Source organism: Thalassobellus citreus (assembly GCF_044385915.1).
GTDB classification, from domain to species: domain Bacteria; phylum Bacteroidota; class Bacteroidia; order Flavobacteriales; family Flavobacteriaceae; genus Thalassobellus; species Thalassobellus citreus.
The window spans coordinates 20,463-34,862 of record NZ_JBISCC010000122.1; the positions used below are offsets into that span (position 1 = coordinate 20,463).

The following is a 14,400-nucleotide window of genomic DNA, read 5'->3' on the forward strand; positions in this document are numbered from 1 at the left end:
ATTTCTTTTTTTTAATGGACAACGTTATTATCATTTTATCTATTTTAATTTCTCTAGCAATTGGAGGGTATCTGGGTATGCTTTTTACTAAACTAAAAAGTAAAAGTGAACAAAGCACTCTTGAGGAACGCAATAACAATTTACAGCAACAATTAAATGATTTAAAAGCATTTAATGCATCTGAAACAGAAAAACAAAACACAAATTTTAATCTTCAAATTAGTCAGTTAAAAGAAACAGTTTCTAAAATTGAAACTGAACGCGAAGAAATACGTCGTGAAAAAGAATTTTTAAGTACAGAATTAGCTAGAAGAAATTCAGAATACGAAAATCTGCAACAGCAAAACATAAAACGTGATGCCGAAATAGAAGAGCGCCAAGAGCAATTGCGTAAAGATTTTGAATTATTAGCCACTAAAATTCTAGATGAAAAATCGGAAAAATTCACAATTCAGAATAAAGAAAACATTAAAAATATTTTAAATCCACTTCAAGAAAAAATAAAAACTTTTGAAGAAAAAGTAGATTTGACCCAAAAGGAAAGCATCAGTATGCATTCGGCTTTAAAAGAGCAATTGTTAGGTTTAAAAGACTTAAACCAACAAATGAGTAAAGAAGCCACCAACCTAACTAGAGCTTTAAAAGGCGATAGTAAAATGCAAGGAAACTGGGGCGAATTGGTTTTAGAACGTGTTTTAGAAAAATCGGGCTTAGAAAAAGATAGAGAGTATTTTGTACAACAAAATTTTACCAGAGAAGATGGTTCACGTGTTTTACCCGATGTGGTTTTAAACCTTCCCGATGGTAAAAAAATGATTATTGATAGTAAAGTATCTTTAACCGATTACGAACGTTTGGTAAATGCTGATGATGACGATAAAGGTATCTATTTAAAAGCGCATGTTAATTCTATAAAAAGACATGTCGATCAACTTTCTGAAAAGAATTATCAAGATTTATATGATATTGAATCACCAGATTTCGTACTCATGTTTATCCCTATTGAACCTGCTTTTGCCGTGGTTGTAAATGAAGACAATAGTATTTATAACAAAGCCTTCGAAAAAAACATTGTTATTGTAACACCTTCTACTCTACTTGCAACACTTAGAACGATTGATTCTATGTGGAATAACGAAAAACAACAACAAAATGCCATTGAAATAGCTAGACAAGCTGGTGCTTTATATGATAAATTTCATGGTTTGGTTATTGATTTAACTGGTGTAGGTAAAAAAATTGATGCTGCCAAAACTGATTATTCTGCAGCTATGAATAAATTAGTTGATGGTAGAGGCAACTTAATTACCAGTGTAGAAAAATTAAAAAAGATGGGAGCTAAAGCAAAAAAAGCACTTCCAGAGGCTATTATAAAACGTGCAGATGAAAACGAATAAAACAATAAATACAAGCAAATGAAATTTTTAATCAAATCACTTATTGGCATTCTAGTTATAGTCGCACTATACTTTAGCTTTATTTATTTTGTAAGCTATAGCGATGGTGTTAGAGCTGGAAAACTAGTAAAATTTAGTCATAAAGGTATGATTGTTAAAACCTGGGAAGGCGAAATAAGCCAAGGTGTATCAGATGCTCAAACCTTTGTATTTTCTGTAGAAGACAAAGAAAAACAAGCTATTAAAGACTTAAACGAGTACCAAGGTAAATTTGTTAAACTTCACTATTTCGAGCGTTTTAAAACGTTCTTCTGGCTTGGTGATACCAAATATTTTATAACAAAGGTAGAAGTACAAAACTAAAACTATAACATACATGTTTAAACATCCTAAAGATTCACAAGTAACTATTACCGAATTAATGCTGCCTGCACACTCAAACTTTAGCGGTAAAATTCATGGTGGTTACATTCTAAATTTAATGGATCAGATTGCATTTGCCTGTTCTTCTAAACATTCTAGAAATTATTGCGTTACAGCATCTGTAAATAAAGTAGATTTTTTAAACCCTATTGAAGTTGGCGAACTTGTTACATTAAAAGCATCTATAAATTATACGGGTAGAACCTCTATGGTTGTTGGTGTTCGTGTAGAATCAGAAAATATACAAACAGGAGAAAAGAAGCACTGTAACTCTTCTTATTTCACTATGGTAGCTAAAGATGAAAATGGCAAAAACGTACCCGTTCCAGGTATTATATTAGATGATGAACAAAGTGTTAGACGCTTTGCACGAAGTATAAAAAGACAAGAACAAGCCAGAACACGTTCAAACAGTTTTAAAGCTTCAGAATTTAAAATGGAAGAACACATTGAGTTGGTTAAAACACAGAATGCAAAAATTGATTTTTAGAATACTGATATTATTTTAATTCTTTTGTAAGGCATATTGTTTTTTTTAGACTAACTACTTATTAAATATTTATTGATATGAAAAATTTAATTTTATTATTTGTTATTGCTTTGTTTTTATTTAATTGCTCTTCAAGCGAGAATGACGATACAAATACCACTCCTGATCCTCAACCAAATGCAATAACATACAATGGCAATATAAAAAGTATTATTAACAATAACTGCACAACATGTCATGGAAGCCTTACCACACAAGGAGCTCCAACATCTTATGTAAATTATAATCAAGTTAAAGCAGCTGTAAATAATATTATTTCAAGAACAAATAGTAGTTCTAACCCAATGCCTCCAGCACCAAATGCTATGTTATCTCAAGCAAATCGTGATTTAATACAAAAATGGAAAGACGATGGTCTTTTAGAAAAATAAATACACCCATAAAAAAAGCCGCTAATAGCGGCTTTTTTTTATTTAATTAAATATCTACTTGTTATTTATTCAAATACATTTTACGTCTTGAATATAAATCGTAAAATTCATCATCTTTTAAACCATCTATAAACAAGATACTTTCTCCAGTACTTTTCATTTCTGGACCAAGTTTTTTATTTACGTTATGGAATTTATCAAAAGAGAATACTGGTTGCTTAATAGCATATCCTTCTAATTTAGGTTTAAAATCAAAATCTTTAACTTTTTTATCACCTAACATTACTTTGGTTGCATAATTTACATATGGTTCTCCGTAAGCTTTTGCTATAAATGGCACCGTTCTAGATGCTCTAGGGTTCGCTTCAATAATATAAACGGTATCGTCTTTAATAGCAAATTGAATATTTATTAAACCAACCGTATTAAGTGCTAAAGCAATCTTTTTAGTATGATCTATAATTTGCTGCATTACTAAATCACCAAGGTTAAATGGTGGTAATAACGAATTACTATCGCCTGAGTGTATACCACATGGCTCAATATGTTCCATGATACCAATTATGTAAACATCTTCTCCATCACAAATAGCATCAGCTTCTGCTTCAATAGCTCCATCTAAATAATGGTCTAATAACAATTGATTCCCTGGCATTCTGCTAAGTAAATCAACCACATGCTTTTCTAACTCTTCTTTATTAATTACAATTTTCATCCCTTGTCCTCCAAGAACATAAGATGGACGTACTAATATTGGAAAGTCTAACACATCGGCTATAGCAGCAGCTTCATCGGCTGTTGTAGCAATATCAAACTGTGGGTAAGGAATGTTATTTTCTTTTAATAAATTAGAGAACAACCCTCTATCTTCAGCTAAATCTAAAGCTTCAAAACTAGTTCCTAATATTTTAATACCATATTTAGTTAGTTTTTCAGCAAGCTTTAAAGCCGTTTGACCACCTAACTGTACAATAACACCTTCTGGTTTTTCATGTTTGATAATATCATAGATATGTTCCCAAAAAACAGGTTCGAAGTATAATTTATCTGCAGTATCAAAATCAGTTGAAACCGTTTCTGGATTACAGTTAATCATAATAGTTTCATAACCCGCTTCAGCAGCAGCTAAAACTCCATGAACACAACAGTAATCAAACTCTATTCCTTGTCCAATTCGGTTAGGACCAGAACCTAGTACAATCACTTTTTTCTTTTCTGTAACAACACTTTCGTTATCTGCATAACGATTACCATCAGCCGTTTCCATATCGCTTTCAAACGTTGAATAATAATATGGTGTCTTTGCTTCAAACTCGGCAGCACAAGTATCTACTAATTTATAAACACGATTAATACCTAGTTCTTCACGTTTACTATATACTTGACTTTCTAAACAATTTAGCATATGTGCTATTTGTCTGTCTCCGTAACCTTTTTGCTTTGCTTCTAGTAATAAATCTTTATCTATGGTATCAATAGTAAAAGTTGAAATTTCATTTCTTAAAAAATGCAACTCTTCATATTGCTTTAAAAACCACATATCAATTCTTGTGATTTCGTGAATTCTACTTAGTGGAATTCCCATAGCAATGGCATCATAAATAATAAACACACGATCCCATGATGCATGCGTTAATTTCTCTATAATTTGATCGTAATTTTTATTTTCTTTTCCGTCGGCTCCTAACCCATTACGTTTAATTTCGAGCGATTGTGTTGCTTTATGTAAGGCTTCTTGAAACGAACGTCCAATACCCATTACTTCTCCAACAGATTTCATTTGAAGTCCTAAAGTTCTATCAGAACCTTCAAATTTATCAAAATTCCAACGAGGTATTTTAACAATCACATAATCTAAAGTAGGCTCGAATAATGCCGAAGTAGATTTTGTAATTTGGTTATTTAATTCATCTAAATGATAACCTAAAGCCAATTTAGCAGCAATTTTTGCAATTGGATATCCAGTAGCTTTACTAGCTAATGCTGAAGAACGTGATACACGCGGATTAATTTCAATTGCAATAATATCTTCGTTTTCATCTGGAGATACAGCAAATTGCACATTACAACCACCAGCAAAATCGCCAATACTACGCATCATATGAATAGCCATATCGCGCATTTTCTGGAACGTTCTATCACTTAAAGTCATAGCAGGAGCTACAGTAATAGAATCCCCTGTATGAATTCCAATAGGATCCATATTTTCTATAGAACAAATAATAACAACATTATCATTTGAATCTCTAAGAAGCTCTAATTCATATTCTTTCCAGCCAATTAAAGCCTTATCAATCATAACTTCATGAATAGGAGAAATCTCTAATCCGCGAGTTAATAATTCATCAAAATCTTCTTCTTTATAAACAAAAGAAGCTCCAGCACCTCCTAAAGTAAAGGATGCTCTAATAATTAAAGGAAAACCAAACTCTTGAGCTATTTCTTTTCCTTTTAAATATGAAGTTGCAGTAGCTTGAGGCGCCATAGGAATACCTATTTTAAGCATCAATTCTCTAAACTGCTCTCTATCCTCAGTGATGTTTATGGCATCAATATCAACACCTATAATTTCAACGTCAAAATCTTTCCAAATACCTTTTTCGTCAGCTTCAATACATAAATTCAAAGCTGTTTGACCTCCCATTGTTGGTAATACAGCATCAATTTGAGGATGATCTTTAAGGATTTTAATAATTGATTTTGTGTTAAGTGGCAACAGGTATACATGATCTGCCATAGACGGATCAGTCATTATAGTTGCCGGATTAGAATTGATAAGAATCGTTTCAATTCCATCTTCTCTTAAAGATCTTAAAGCTTGTGTACCAGAATAATCAAATTCACATGCTTGCCCAATAACTATTGGCCCAGACCCAATTATTAAAATAGATTTAAGTTTAGGATTTTTTGGCATTTTTACTGTTTATATTATTGAATTATAATTTGTTACAAAAATAGATGATACGTAGATATAAAAAAAGGCGTTACACTTAAGTAACACCTTTAAATTATCAACAATTGTTAATCATTATTTCTTATGTCTAGATTCAGTTGACACAGATAATTTTTTTCTTCCTTTAGCTCTTCTACGTGCTAAAACTTTTCTACCATTAGCAGAAGCCATTCTTTCTCTGAAACCGTGTTTGTTTCTTCTCTTTCTTTTTGATGGCTGAAATGTTCTTTTACTCATTATCTTATGTCTTTAAAATCTGAAATGTATTTTTTATCTTTGTTTGGTGCTTCTCCAAAACTGAGGGCAAATATACAAAGCCTTTATTACTTTGCAAATCATTTTCGAAAAAATATTTATTTAATTTTTATAACCTATAAACATTCTTAAAGACCTTTATTTATTTGGGATAATCAGTCGTTTTTTTGTTTAAAAGGTATAAGTAATTTTTAATAAAAATTTAGTTTCTTTGTAATCGAAATAAAAACAGACGTCAATTTGAACGCAAAACACGTCTATAATTCATATCAAACTAAATAAAAATGTACAATAAAATCATAAAACTTATTATTGCAGCTGGTATCATTGCTTTTGCTGTTTATCAATTTACAGAAGGTAACATAGGTAACGGCATTATGTATATTTTACTTTCTACAATTTTCATCTTTCTTTATTTTAAAAACGAGTTTATTCTATTAGCCTTTTTAAGATTACGTAAACAAGATTTTGTTGGTGCTAAAAAATGGTTGAATAAAATTAAAAACCCAGAAAGTGCTTTAGTAACTAAGCAACAAGGTTATTTCAACTACTTACATGGTATCATGGTATCTCAAAGCAATATAAATGAAGCTGAAAAATATTTTAGAAAAGCCATTTCTTTAGGCTTATCTATGGATCATGATTTAGCTATGGCTAAATTAAATTTATCTGGTATTGCTTTTTCTAAACGCAGAAAACAAGAAGCTCAAAAACTTTTATCTGAAGCTCAAAAACTAGATAAACAAGGCATGCTTACAGATCAAATTAAGGAGATGAAGCAAAACATGAAACGTGCCCAAGCTCCAAATCAACATTTCGGAGCAGGAGGTTCTATAAGAGCGCAGAAACGTAGAGGATAAATTATTACTTTACCTCTATATTTGGATTTATCTGAATTAAATCCTCAATAAAATTAGATTTTTCTTTTGGTGAAATAATTACTGAAGCATATTTACCATAGTGTAATTCAATTCTATCTAAAGAAGCTGCTGGAGATGACATTAAACTATTTGAACTCCTTATAGATTTTATTGAATGAATATCTAAGTCTTTATTATACAAAAACCCTGATTTAATTTTTAAAACGCTATTTACTATAGTATACTTGGTGTTTAAAAACAAGTGTAATACAAAACCGAATGTTAAAATAAAAACACCAATTGGGACAACTATACTTTGAATTGATTCTGCTTTAAAAATTCCAAAACCGAAGGATAAAGCTAAAATCAAAAAAATAAACAGCAATAATCCGTAGCTAATTTTTGACTTATAAACTTTCATTATTTTTTAATTACTGTACATCATAATATCCTTCTTTAGGAATATCAATAGTATATAATTTTCTAGATTTATTATTAAGATGTGGCTCACGCAACCAAGGGTTGTGTAGTTTTAGTATTTTATAATTAATACCAAAATTTTGTGCAAACTTTGAAAAATTGGTTACAGCTGTGTCTACTTCTACCTTATATGTAGGCACATTATTATATAAATCTTTATCTCTAAAGTTAAATCCATATTTTGAAGGGTTTGATAAAATCTCCTTTAAAGCCACAATTCTAAACAGATAACGCCCAGTTTCTTCTCCTAGCAATAAATCGTAATAATTATTAACACCTTGTTCTTTTAAACGTCTAGAAACTCCCGCATTTCCTGCATTATAAGCCGCAGCGGCAAGTGTCCATGATCCAAGCTCTTCTTTAGACTTTAATAAATATTTACAAGCAACCTCAGTTGCCTTTTCTAAATTATAACGCTCGTCAACATTCTTATTAACCTCTAAACCATTTTCTCTAGCCGTTGCTGGCATTATTTGCCAAAAGCCCTTTGCTCCTGCTGGGGAAACGGCATTTGTTAAACCACTTTCTATAACTGCTAAATATTTAAAATCTTGGGGGATATTATATTTTTCTAAAATAGGTTCTATAATTGGAAAATACTTTTTTGCACGCTTAAACATTAATAAACCATTAGATTGCCAGTAAGTATTTACCAATAACTCACGATCCATACGCTCTAAAATATCTGGATTTTTAAGAGGCATGGCTTCTCCTGAAAAATCTAAATTTTCTGGAACTTGAAGCGCATAAACATTATAATCGTTTATTAGTTTTGTTTCAAAATTTTCATCGGTTGGAGCATCTTGTAGGGCATAAATAAATAAGGCACACAAACTTAACAACCCCACAAACGCCAAGGCTTTTTGTACTATCTTCATCTTCAATAAGTTTTTTTTAAAGTTAAAAAAAATAATTGGATTGACTCTCTAGTCTTTTAAAATAATGCGAGGTAAATTTTCGTTAAACCATTTGTGTTTATTAATAATCATAATATGTGTCCCATTTTTTATTGAAATACAATTAGATATGTTTTTAATAGGAAATACAGCATCATTATCGCCATGAATATGAATTATATTCGGGTTATGATCTTCTTGATTCCAACATACCATATTCTTAATAGCCCAACTTAAATATTTACTATCGTTAACAGATAAATACTTTTTATATAATTCCAATCGTTTTGTAACAACCTCTCCAAAAGCATATTTAGCAAATACATCTATATTACTAGCCAATTGAGTAGGCACTAATTTATATGCTTTAGTAGCCTTTGCTAGCAACATGTGTTTTGGTATTTCACCCATCGTTTTTACACTAGAAACAATTATTAACTTACTCACTTTTATATGTTTATTTATTTCCTGAACCAATACACCTCCAAAAGAAACTCCTAACAACACACAATTATCATGTTTAATAAATTGAGAAACTCTAAACGCATAATCTGAGAGCAATTCATCATCTAAAGGCATAATCCATTCCAAATAATGAATTTCAAATTGACAATCTGGTAGTTTAATATATTCGAAAATTTTAGGGCTAGCTGCCATTCCTGGCATTAGGTAAACATGTATTATCTCTTGATGCATAAGCGATTAACTTGATTTTTACTTTAATTTAATGTTTTTTTTATGTACTTTTGCAAAACAAAGCTACTAAATTAGTATTCGCTAAATTAGATTCCATTGAAATAAAAATTTTACAACATGATTGATGCTGCTGAATTAATTGATAATGACTTTTTACGTCAGTTTGAAATAAAAATTGATAATCAATTAGCAAAAATTGAATATTCACTCCAAGAACGAAAAATTTTTTTAACAAAACTTATTATTCCAGAAGGAATTAAAAGTGAAGATTTTAGCAAAGAATTTTTAGCTGTTGTTTTTGAACAAATTGAAGCTAGAAATTTAAGTGTGGTTCCTACGAGTCCTGAAATTGCAAAATTTGTAAGAGGAAACAGAAAGTACAAACGTATGCTACCTGTAGGATTGAGAATATAATTTTCTAAAAAAAGACAATAAAAAAAGCCAAAACTAGATGTTTTGGCTTTTTTTATATTTATAATTCTTAATATTAATAATATTTTGAATAATCGTCTGATACTTTTTCTAAACGTAAATCTTGAGAGTTACTTAAAACAAGTTGTCCTTCTGAATTTAGAATAAACGTTTTTTGAGACTCATCATCCATTAGCGTTATAACTTCATTATTCGCTTCCCATTTAAAAGGTACTGCACTTGATGCCATTTCATCAGGACTATTTACACTTCTTTGTATATTTAATCCTGTATTATTATCGCCAAAGACCAAGGTTTGTATTTCTGTAGAATTTGCACTTAAATCATTAGACTCCCAAACACCTAATAAATTAGTGCTGTCATTAATATCTTCTGAAGAACAAGATGTAAAAAAAGATATAATAATAAGAGTTGCTAAAAACTGTATGTGTTTTTTCATAACTAATAGATTTGGGTATGCGTAATATTAAAAATATAGGTTACTCAAAACTAAGGCTGTATGGCAGTTTCATCAAAAAAAATCGTTTAAACTCAATTAAACCAACTTCAAAGGAGTAATCTACTACTTTACTAAGGAATTATTCTTCAAAAAAATCAAAACGTACTAAGCCCTCATCGTCAATTTCTTTAAGTACTACCTGATGTAAGGTGTTTACTAATTCAGGATTCCAAGGCGACTTAACTTTTACATAATTTTCAGTAAAACCATGTATATATCCTGCTTTATTTTCACTTTCAAATAAAACAGTTCTATTAGTCCCAATTTGACTTTCATAAAAAGCACGTCGTTTTTTAACAGACAAGCCACGTAACATTTTACTACGTTTGCTTCTTACATTGTTTGGAACCACATCATCCATTTCTGCTGCCTCCGTATTGTCGCGTTCAGAATACGTAAAAACATGTAAATAAGAAATATCTAATTCATTTAAAAAATTATATGTTTCTAAAAAATGATCATCGCTTTCTCCAGGAAAACCAACAATAACATCAACACCAATACAAGCATGCGGCATGACTTCTTTTATTTTTGATACGCGATCTACATACAATTCTTTCATGTAACGGCGTTTCATTTTTTTAAGAATTTCATTATTTCCTGATTGTAATGGAATATGAAAATGCGGTACAAAAGCTCTAGATTTTGAAACTATATCAATGGTTTCATTTTTTAATAAATTGGGTTCTATTGAAGAAATTCGTAAACGCTCAATACCTTTAACTTTATCTAACTCGGTAACTAAATCTAAAAACGTGTGCTCGTGTTTTTTATTTCCGAATTCCCCTTTACCATAATCACCAATATTTACACCAGTTAAAACAATTTCTTTAATATTTTGTTCCGAAATTTCTTGAGCATTTTTCAAAACATTGCTCATGGTATCACTTCTTGAAATACCGCGTGCTAAAGGAATGGTACAATAGGTACACTTATAATCACAACCATCTTGCACTTTTAAAAAGGCACGTGTTCTATCACCTATAGAATAAGAACCTACATAAAAATCAGCTTCCTCAATTTCACATGAATGTACTTCTCCTAAATCATTTTTAGAAAGGTCATTAAGATAATCGGTTATTTTAAACTTCTCGGTAGCTCCAAGAACCAAATCAACACCATCAACATCAGCTAATTCTTGAGGTTTCAATTGCGCATAACACCCAATTGCAATTACAAAAGCTTCTTCATTTGCTTTTTGAGCTTGTTTCACTATCGTTTTAAAACGCTTATCTGCATTTTCAGTAACAGAACAAGTATTTATAACATAAATATTAGCTCTTTCTGAAAAATCTACGCGATCGAAACCTTCATTACTAAAATCTCTAGCAATGGTAGATGTTTCTGAAAAGTTGAGTTTGCAACCCAATGTGTAAAATGCGACTTTTTTTCTAGAATTCATTTCTTATATAAAAACGTGCAAATTTAAGAAAAAAAGAGCGTTTCAAATTGAAACGCTCCTTATAAAACCATAACATAGTAATTATGTAAACCTGAGAGACTTTATTTTATTGACAATAGCAATAATAGTCAATTTTAAGACACCTCATTTTTTAAAAAGTCACATTTAATTTTTAACTTTTAAAAATTTATTAGAAATAAATAATAAAACCGCTATTTTTGAAACACATTAACACGTATTCATGTGATAGAAAAACACACTAACCTTTTAAAAACATTAAAATATTTAAGTCTATTTATCCTTTTTTTGAATCTTTCATGTTCAAATGAAAAATCTAAAAAAATGGATGCACTTGTTTTTCGCTATAACGAATATGCAAACATTAACACCTTAGACCCAGCTTTTTCTAGAACTTTACAAGATAATTCGGTTTGCAATCAATTATTTAACGGTTTAGTACAATTAGATAGCGACTTAAATATTTTACCATGTATAGCTAAAGAATGGACGATATCTGATGATGGAAAAACCTATCAGTTTTCACTAAGAAACGATGTTTATTTTCACAAACATGTTCTTTTCGGAAAAGACTCAACAAGAACTGTTATAGCCAACGATTTTGAATTTAGTTTAAACAGATTAAGAGATAAAAAACTCGCAGCTCCAGGTAGTTGGGTTTTAAATAAAGTAGACGATTTTAAAGCTATTAACGACAGCCTTTTTCAAATTACTTTAAAGCAACCGTTCCCTGCTTTTATAGGTTTACTTACCATGAAATATTGCTCGGTAGTTCCAAAAGAAATAGTTGAATATTATGGTACCGAATTTAGATCACAGCCTATAGGCACAGGGCCTTTTAAATTTAAACGCTGGGAAGAAAACATAAAACTTGTTTTTAGAAAAAACGAACTCTATTTTGAAAAAGATAAAAACGGCAAACAATTACCCTATTTAGAAGCCGTAGCATTAACCTTTTTACCTGATAAACAAAGTGAGTTTCTACAATTTATACAAGGAAATATTGATTATTTATCTGGATTGGATGCTTCATACAAAGACGAATTATTAACAGCCGACGGAAGACTTCGAGACACATACAAATCTACAGTAGATATGATTAGAGGTCCTTATTTAAATACTGAATATTTAGGGTTTTATCTAGATTCTGAAACCCCCGAAATACAATCTGAACTCATAAGAAAAGCCATTAACTATGGTTTTGATAGAAAAAAAATGATGATTTATTTACGAAACGGCATTGGTAATCCAGCCAATGGTGGTTTTATTCCCATTGGTCTTGCTGGTCATGATAAATCTATTGGTTTTACTTACCAACCGGAAAAAGCAAAACAACTTGTTGAGCAATTTAAAAAAGAAAGCGGCATAACTAATCCTGAAATTAACTTAACAACTACAAGTAATTATCTCAGTTTTTGTGAATTTATACAGCGTGAACTTGAAAAAACCGGACTCAATATTCATGTAGATGTTATGCCAGAAGCCACTTTAAGAAGTGCTCGATCTAACGGAAAAGTAGATATGTTTAGAAGCTCTTGGATTGCCGATTATTTAGATGCCGAAAACTATTTATCGATATTCTACAGTAAAAACTTTGCTCCAAACGGATCAAATTACTTCCACTATAAGAGTAAACAAGTTGATAGCTTATACAACAAAGCTTTTACTATAACGAATATTGAAGAACGCAAATTCTTATACACAAAAATAGATTCTTTGGCTATGGATAAAGCGCTTATGGTACCTTTATTTTATGATGAAGTAGTGCGTTTTACAAGAAAAAACGTAAAAGGTTTAGGAATAAACCCTATTAATATGATTGATTTAAAACGGGTGAGAAAAGATTAGTTCTCTTAATTAATATTTTTTCCAATATCATTAATTTCATCTTTAACGATTACCACTGATTTTTTCCATCTGTTTTCTAATAAATAGTGGATTAAACAGGCAAACCCTATACCAAAAGGCATCGTTATAAAACCTGTTCCAAAAAATGAAAAAAGCTTAAAATTATAATTACTAATCCCTGTGAAATAAAACAAAATTAAGTTTCCTAATACAATTGATCCAAAATAAAAAACAAAGACACCTAAAACACAATACACCAACTTTTTTTGTTGATAATCTTTAGCTAGTTTATAAAAATATTTACCAATAAAAAAAGCACATATTAAACCGATCATAAATTTTATTTATTTTTTACAAAATAATAGATATCATCATCACCTTTACCTTTTTCTCGCTTAGATGAAAAATATCCAGACACATTATCTTGATTCATAATAAAGGAAAAATCATCTTTATTACTATTTATAGGTTTAGGTAATTTTTCTGCTTTACCAAAAGTACCATCAGCATTCATGATACTTTTATAAATATCGAAACCTCCAAATCCGTTTGGTCTATTTGATGCAAAATACAAGGTATTATCATCAGCTATAATCGGAAACATTTCTTTACTATACGAATTCACTTTACTACCTAAATTTTTTGGTTCGCTAAAAGTATTAGCCCCTAAAACATCTACTTTAAAAATATCAGATCCTCCTTTAGTAGTCTCTTTTCCACCTCGTTGATTTGCTGTAAAATACAGCACATTACCATCTTTACTTAACGATGGATGTGCATACGAATATTTAGGTTTACAAAAAGGAAGTACTTTAAAATTTGTCCAACCGACACTTTCTTTATACTCACCAACTGCTATATGGAAATTAGTATCTTTAAAATCGCCTTTAGGTCTGTTTTTAAAAGTATAAAGCGTTGTTATATAAAGTAATTTACCGTCAGCAGATTTTGTTGCACTTGTAATTTGAGGTATATTTTGTTTAGAATCTATTTCAAGTAATTTTACCGATTCAATATCACCAGAACTAGCTACATCGCCTTCAAAAACAGTTAATACAGGACTCCCTTGAAAACGTTTTAACCTTCCTTTTTTATCTAATAAATAAGATGTAAAAAGTATTTTTTCACCAACCCGCATCATTCCAAAATGAGGATATTCGGTATTAATTTTATGATTTATTACAGTATAATTTTCTGTTTGAGAATAGGATATTATTCCAATAAAAAAAATAAAAACACAACGCCAATTGATCATAAGAGAAAGACTTGATTCAAACAAATATAATATTTTGAAATCAATTGTCAATTTAAAACATTAAC

Annotated in this window: 16 protein-coding genes; 7 read left to right on the forward strand and 9 right to left on the reverse strand. The window is 30.2% G+C overall.

Annotation, left to right across the window (positions count from 1 at the left end):
* The first annotated feature begins 14 nt into the window (after positions 1 to 14).
* From ACH5TX_RS07585 to ACH5TX_RS07600, 4 genes are all read left to right on the forward strand, one after another.
* Positions 15 to 1,397 (forward strand): DNA recombination protein RmuC, encoded by a 1,383-nt coding sequence (locus tag ACH5TX_RS07585; protein ID WP_439338928.1) that lies wholly within the window; start codon positions 15 to 17, stop codon positions 1,395 to 1,397.
* A gap of 18 nt (positions 1,398 to 1,415) precedes the next feature.
* Positions 1,416 to 1,760 carry a DUF8785 domain-containing protein gene (locus tag ACH5TX_RS07590; RefSeq protein ID WP_439338929.1) on the forward strand — a complete coding sequence of 115 codons (345 nt, stop codon included), beginning with the start codon at positions 1,416 to 1,418 and terminating at the stop codon, positions 1,758 to 1,760.
* 13 nt (positions 1,761 to 1,773) lie between these two features.
* A complete protein-coding gene (locus ACH5TX_RS07595) occupies positions 1,774 to 2,310 on the forward strand; it encodes an acyl-CoA thioesterase (protein WP_439338930.1) in 537 nt (178 codons plus the stop codon).
* A 77-nt stretch (positions 2,311 to 2,387) separates the two neighbouring features.
* Positions 2,388 to 2,741, forward strand: coding sequence for a hypothetical protein (locus tag ACH5TX_RS07600; RefSeq protein WP_439338931.1), 354 nt, complete (start codon positions 2,388 to 2,390; stop codon positions 2,739 to 2,741).
* 61 nt (positions 2,742 to 2,802) lie between these two features.
* Here the strand turns inward: ACH5TX_RS07600 and carB are convergent, their stop codons facing one another.
* A complete protein-coding gene (carB, locus tag ACH5TX_RS07605) occupies positions 2,803 to 5,655 on the reverse strand; it encodes a carbamoyl-phosphate synthase large subunit (protein WP_439338932.1) in 2,853 nt (950 codons plus the stop codon).
* Positions 5,656 to 5,769: 114 nt separating this feature from the next.
* The gene (rpmH, locus tag ACH5TX_RS07610) at positions 5,770 to 5,931 is read right to left on the reverse strand and encodes a 50S ribosomal protein L34 (protein WP_188215129.1); all 162 of its coding nucleotides are present in this window, start codon (positions 5,929 to 5,931) and stop codon (positions 5,770 to 5,772) included.
* Between the two features lie 302 nt (positions 5,932 to 6,233).
* On the opposite strand from rpmH, the gene ACH5TX_RS07615 reads away from it, so the two are divergent.
* The gene (locus ACH5TX_RS07615) at positions 6,234 to 6,809 is read left to right on the forward strand and encodes a tetratricopeptide repeat protein (protein ID WP_439338933.1); all 576 of its coding nucleotides are present in this window, start codon (positions 6,234 to 6,236) and stop codon (positions 6,807 to 6,809) included.
* A 4-nt stretch (positions 6,810 to 6,813) separates the two neighbouring features.
* On the opposite strand, the gene ACH5TX_RS07620 is transcribed toward ACH5TX_RS07615, so the two are convergent.
* The 3 genes from ACH5TX_RS07620 to ACH5TX_RS07630 are packed head-to-tail and all read right to left on the reverse strand — an operon-like array spanning position 6,814 to position 8,881.
* Entirely contained in the window at positions 6,814 to 7,230 is a 417-nt protein-coding gene (locus tag ACH5TX_RS07620) for a PH domain-containing protein (protein ID WP_439338934.1), read from the reverse strand.
* Positions 7,231 to 7,240: 10 nt separating this feature from the next.
* Entirely contained in the window at positions 7,241 to 8,167 is a 927-nt protein-coding gene (locus tag ACH5TX_RS07625; RefSeq protein ID WP_439338935.1) for a lytic transglycosylase domain-containing protein, read from the reverse strand.
* 48 nt (positions 8,168 to 8,215) lie between these two features.
* Positions 8,216 to 8,881 carry an alpha/beta hydrolase gene (locus tag ACH5TX_RS07630; protein ID WP_439338936.1) on the reverse strand — a complete coding sequence of 222 codons (666 nt, stop codon included), beginning with the start codon at positions 8,879 to 8,881 and terminating at the stop codon, positions 8,216 to 8,218.
* A 117-nt stretch (positions 8,882 to 8,998) separates the two neighbouring features.
* On the opposite strand from ACH5TX_RS07630, the gene ACH5TX_RS07635 reads away from it, so the two are divergent.
* Complete coding sequence (locus ACH5TX_RS07635; protein WP_439338937.1) at positions 8,999 to 9,295, forward strand: N-acetyltransferase; 297 nt, start codon at positions 8,999 to 9,001, stop codon at positions 9,293 to 9,295.
* 73 nt (positions 9,296 to 9,368) lie between these two features.
* Here the strand turns inward: ACH5TX_RS07635 and ACH5TX_RS07640 are convergent, their stop codons facing one another.
* Entirely contained in the window at positions 9,369 to 9,752 is a 384-nt protein-coding gene (locus ACH5TX_RS07640; RefSeq protein WP_439338938.1) for a hypothetical protein, read from the reverse strand.
* Between the two features lie 139 nt (positions 9,753 to 9,891).
* Positions 9,892 to 11,214 carry a tRNA (N(6)-L-threonylcarbamoyladenosine(37)-C(2))-methylthiotransferase MtaB gene (gene mtaB, locus ACH5TX_RS07645; protein ID WP_439338939.1) on the reverse strand — a complete coding sequence of 441 codons (1,323 nt, stop codon included), beginning with the start codon at positions 11,212 to 11,214 and terminating at the stop codon, positions 9,892 to 9,894.
* Between the two features lie 342 nt (positions 11,215 to 11,556).
* Between mtaB and ACH5TX_RS07650 the strand changes: the two genes are divergently transcribed.
* Positions 11,557 to 13,080 carry an ABC transporter substrate-binding protein gene (locus tag ACH5TX_RS07650; RefSeq protein WP_439338940.1) on the forward strand — a complete coding sequence of 508 codons (1,524 nt, stop codon included), beginning with the start codon at positions 11,557 to 11,559 and terminating at the stop codon, positions 13,078 to 13,080.
* Between the two features lie 5 nt (positions 13,081 to 13,085).
* Here the strand turns inward: ACH5TX_RS07650 and ACH5TX_RS07655 are convergent, their stop codons facing one another.
* Positions 13,086 to 13,415 (reverse strand): hypothetical protein, encoded by a 330-nt coding sequence (locus ACH5TX_RS07655; protein ID WP_439338941.1) that lies wholly within the window; start codon positions 13,413 to 13,415, stop codon positions 13,086 to 13,088.
* Positions 13,416 to 13,420: 5 nt separating this feature from the next.
* Positions 13,421 to 14,359, reverse strand: a complete 939-nt coding sequence (locus ACH5TX_RS07660; RefSeq protein WP_439338942.1) for a TolB family protein — start codon at positions 14,357 to 14,359, stop codon at positions 13,421 to 13,423.
* Between the last annotated feature and the right edge of the window lie 41 nt (positions 14,360 to 14,400).

What these genes read in the sequence shown, in the direction of transcription:
- ACH5TX_RS07585 (WP_439338928.1), top strand. Translation starts at nt 15, where the DNA reads ATGGACAACGTTATTATCATTTTATCTATTTTAATTTCTCTAGCAATT.
- ACH5TX_RS07590 (WP_439338929.1), top strand. Translation starts at nt 1,416, where the DNA reads ATGAAATTTTTAATCAAATCACTTATTGGCATTCTAGTTATAGTCGCA.
- ACH5TX_RS07595 (WP_439338930.1), top strand. Translation starts at nt 1,774, where the DNA reads ATGTTTAAACATCCTAAAGATTCACAAGTAACTATTACCGAATTAATG.
- ACH5TX_RS07600 (WP_439338931.1), top strand. Translation starts at nt 2,388, where the DNA reads ATGAAAAATTTAATTTTATTATTTGTTATTGCTTTGTTTTTATTTAAT.
- carB (WP_439338932.1), bottom strand. Translation starts at nt 5,655, where the DNA reads ATGCCAAAAAATCCTAAACTTAAATCTATTTTAATAATTGGGTCTGGG.
- rpmH (WP_188215129.1), bottom strand. Translation starts at nt 5,931, where the DNA reads ATGAGTAAAAGAACATTTCAGCCATCAAAAAGAAAGAGAAGAAACAAA.
- ACH5TX_RS07615 (WP_439338933.1), top strand. Translation starts at nt 6,234, where the DNA reads ATGTACAATAAAATCATAAAACTTATTATTGCAGCTGGTATCATTGCT.
- ACH5TX_RS07620 (WP_439338934.1), bottom strand. Translation starts at nt 7,230, where the DNA reads ATGAAAGTTTATAAGTCAAAAATTAGCTACGGATTATTGCTGTTTATT.
- ACH5TX_RS07625 (WP_439338935.1), bottom strand. Translation starts at nt 8,167, where the DNA reads ATGAAGATAGTACAAAAAGCCTTGGCGTTTGTGGGGTTGTTAAGTTTG.
- ACH5TX_RS07630 (WP_439338936.1), bottom strand. Translation starts at nt 8,881, where the DNA reads ATGCATCAAGAGATAATACATGTTTACCTAATGCCAGGAATGGCAGCT.
- ACH5TX_RS07635 (WP_439338937.1), top strand. Translation starts at nt 8,999, where the DNA reads ATGATTGATGCTGCTGAATTAATTGATAATGACTTTTTACGTCAGTTT.
- ACH5TX_RS07640 (WP_439338938.1), bottom strand. Translation starts at nt 9,752, where the DNA reads ATGAAAAAACACATACAGTTTTTAGCAACTCTTATTATTATATCTTTT.
- mtaB (WP_439338939.1), bottom strand. Translation starts at nt 11,214, where the DNA reads ATGAATTCTAGAAAAAAAGTCGCATTTTACACATTGGGTTGCAAACTC.
- ACH5TX_RS07650 (WP_439338940.1), top strand. Translation starts at nt 11,557, where the DNA reads ATGGATGCACTTGTTTTTCGCTATAACGAATATGCAAACATTAACACC.
- ACH5TX_RS07655 (WP_439338941.1), bottom strand. Translation starts at nt 13,415, where the DNA reads ATGATCGGTTTAATATGTGCTTTTTTTATTGGTAAATATTTTTATAAA.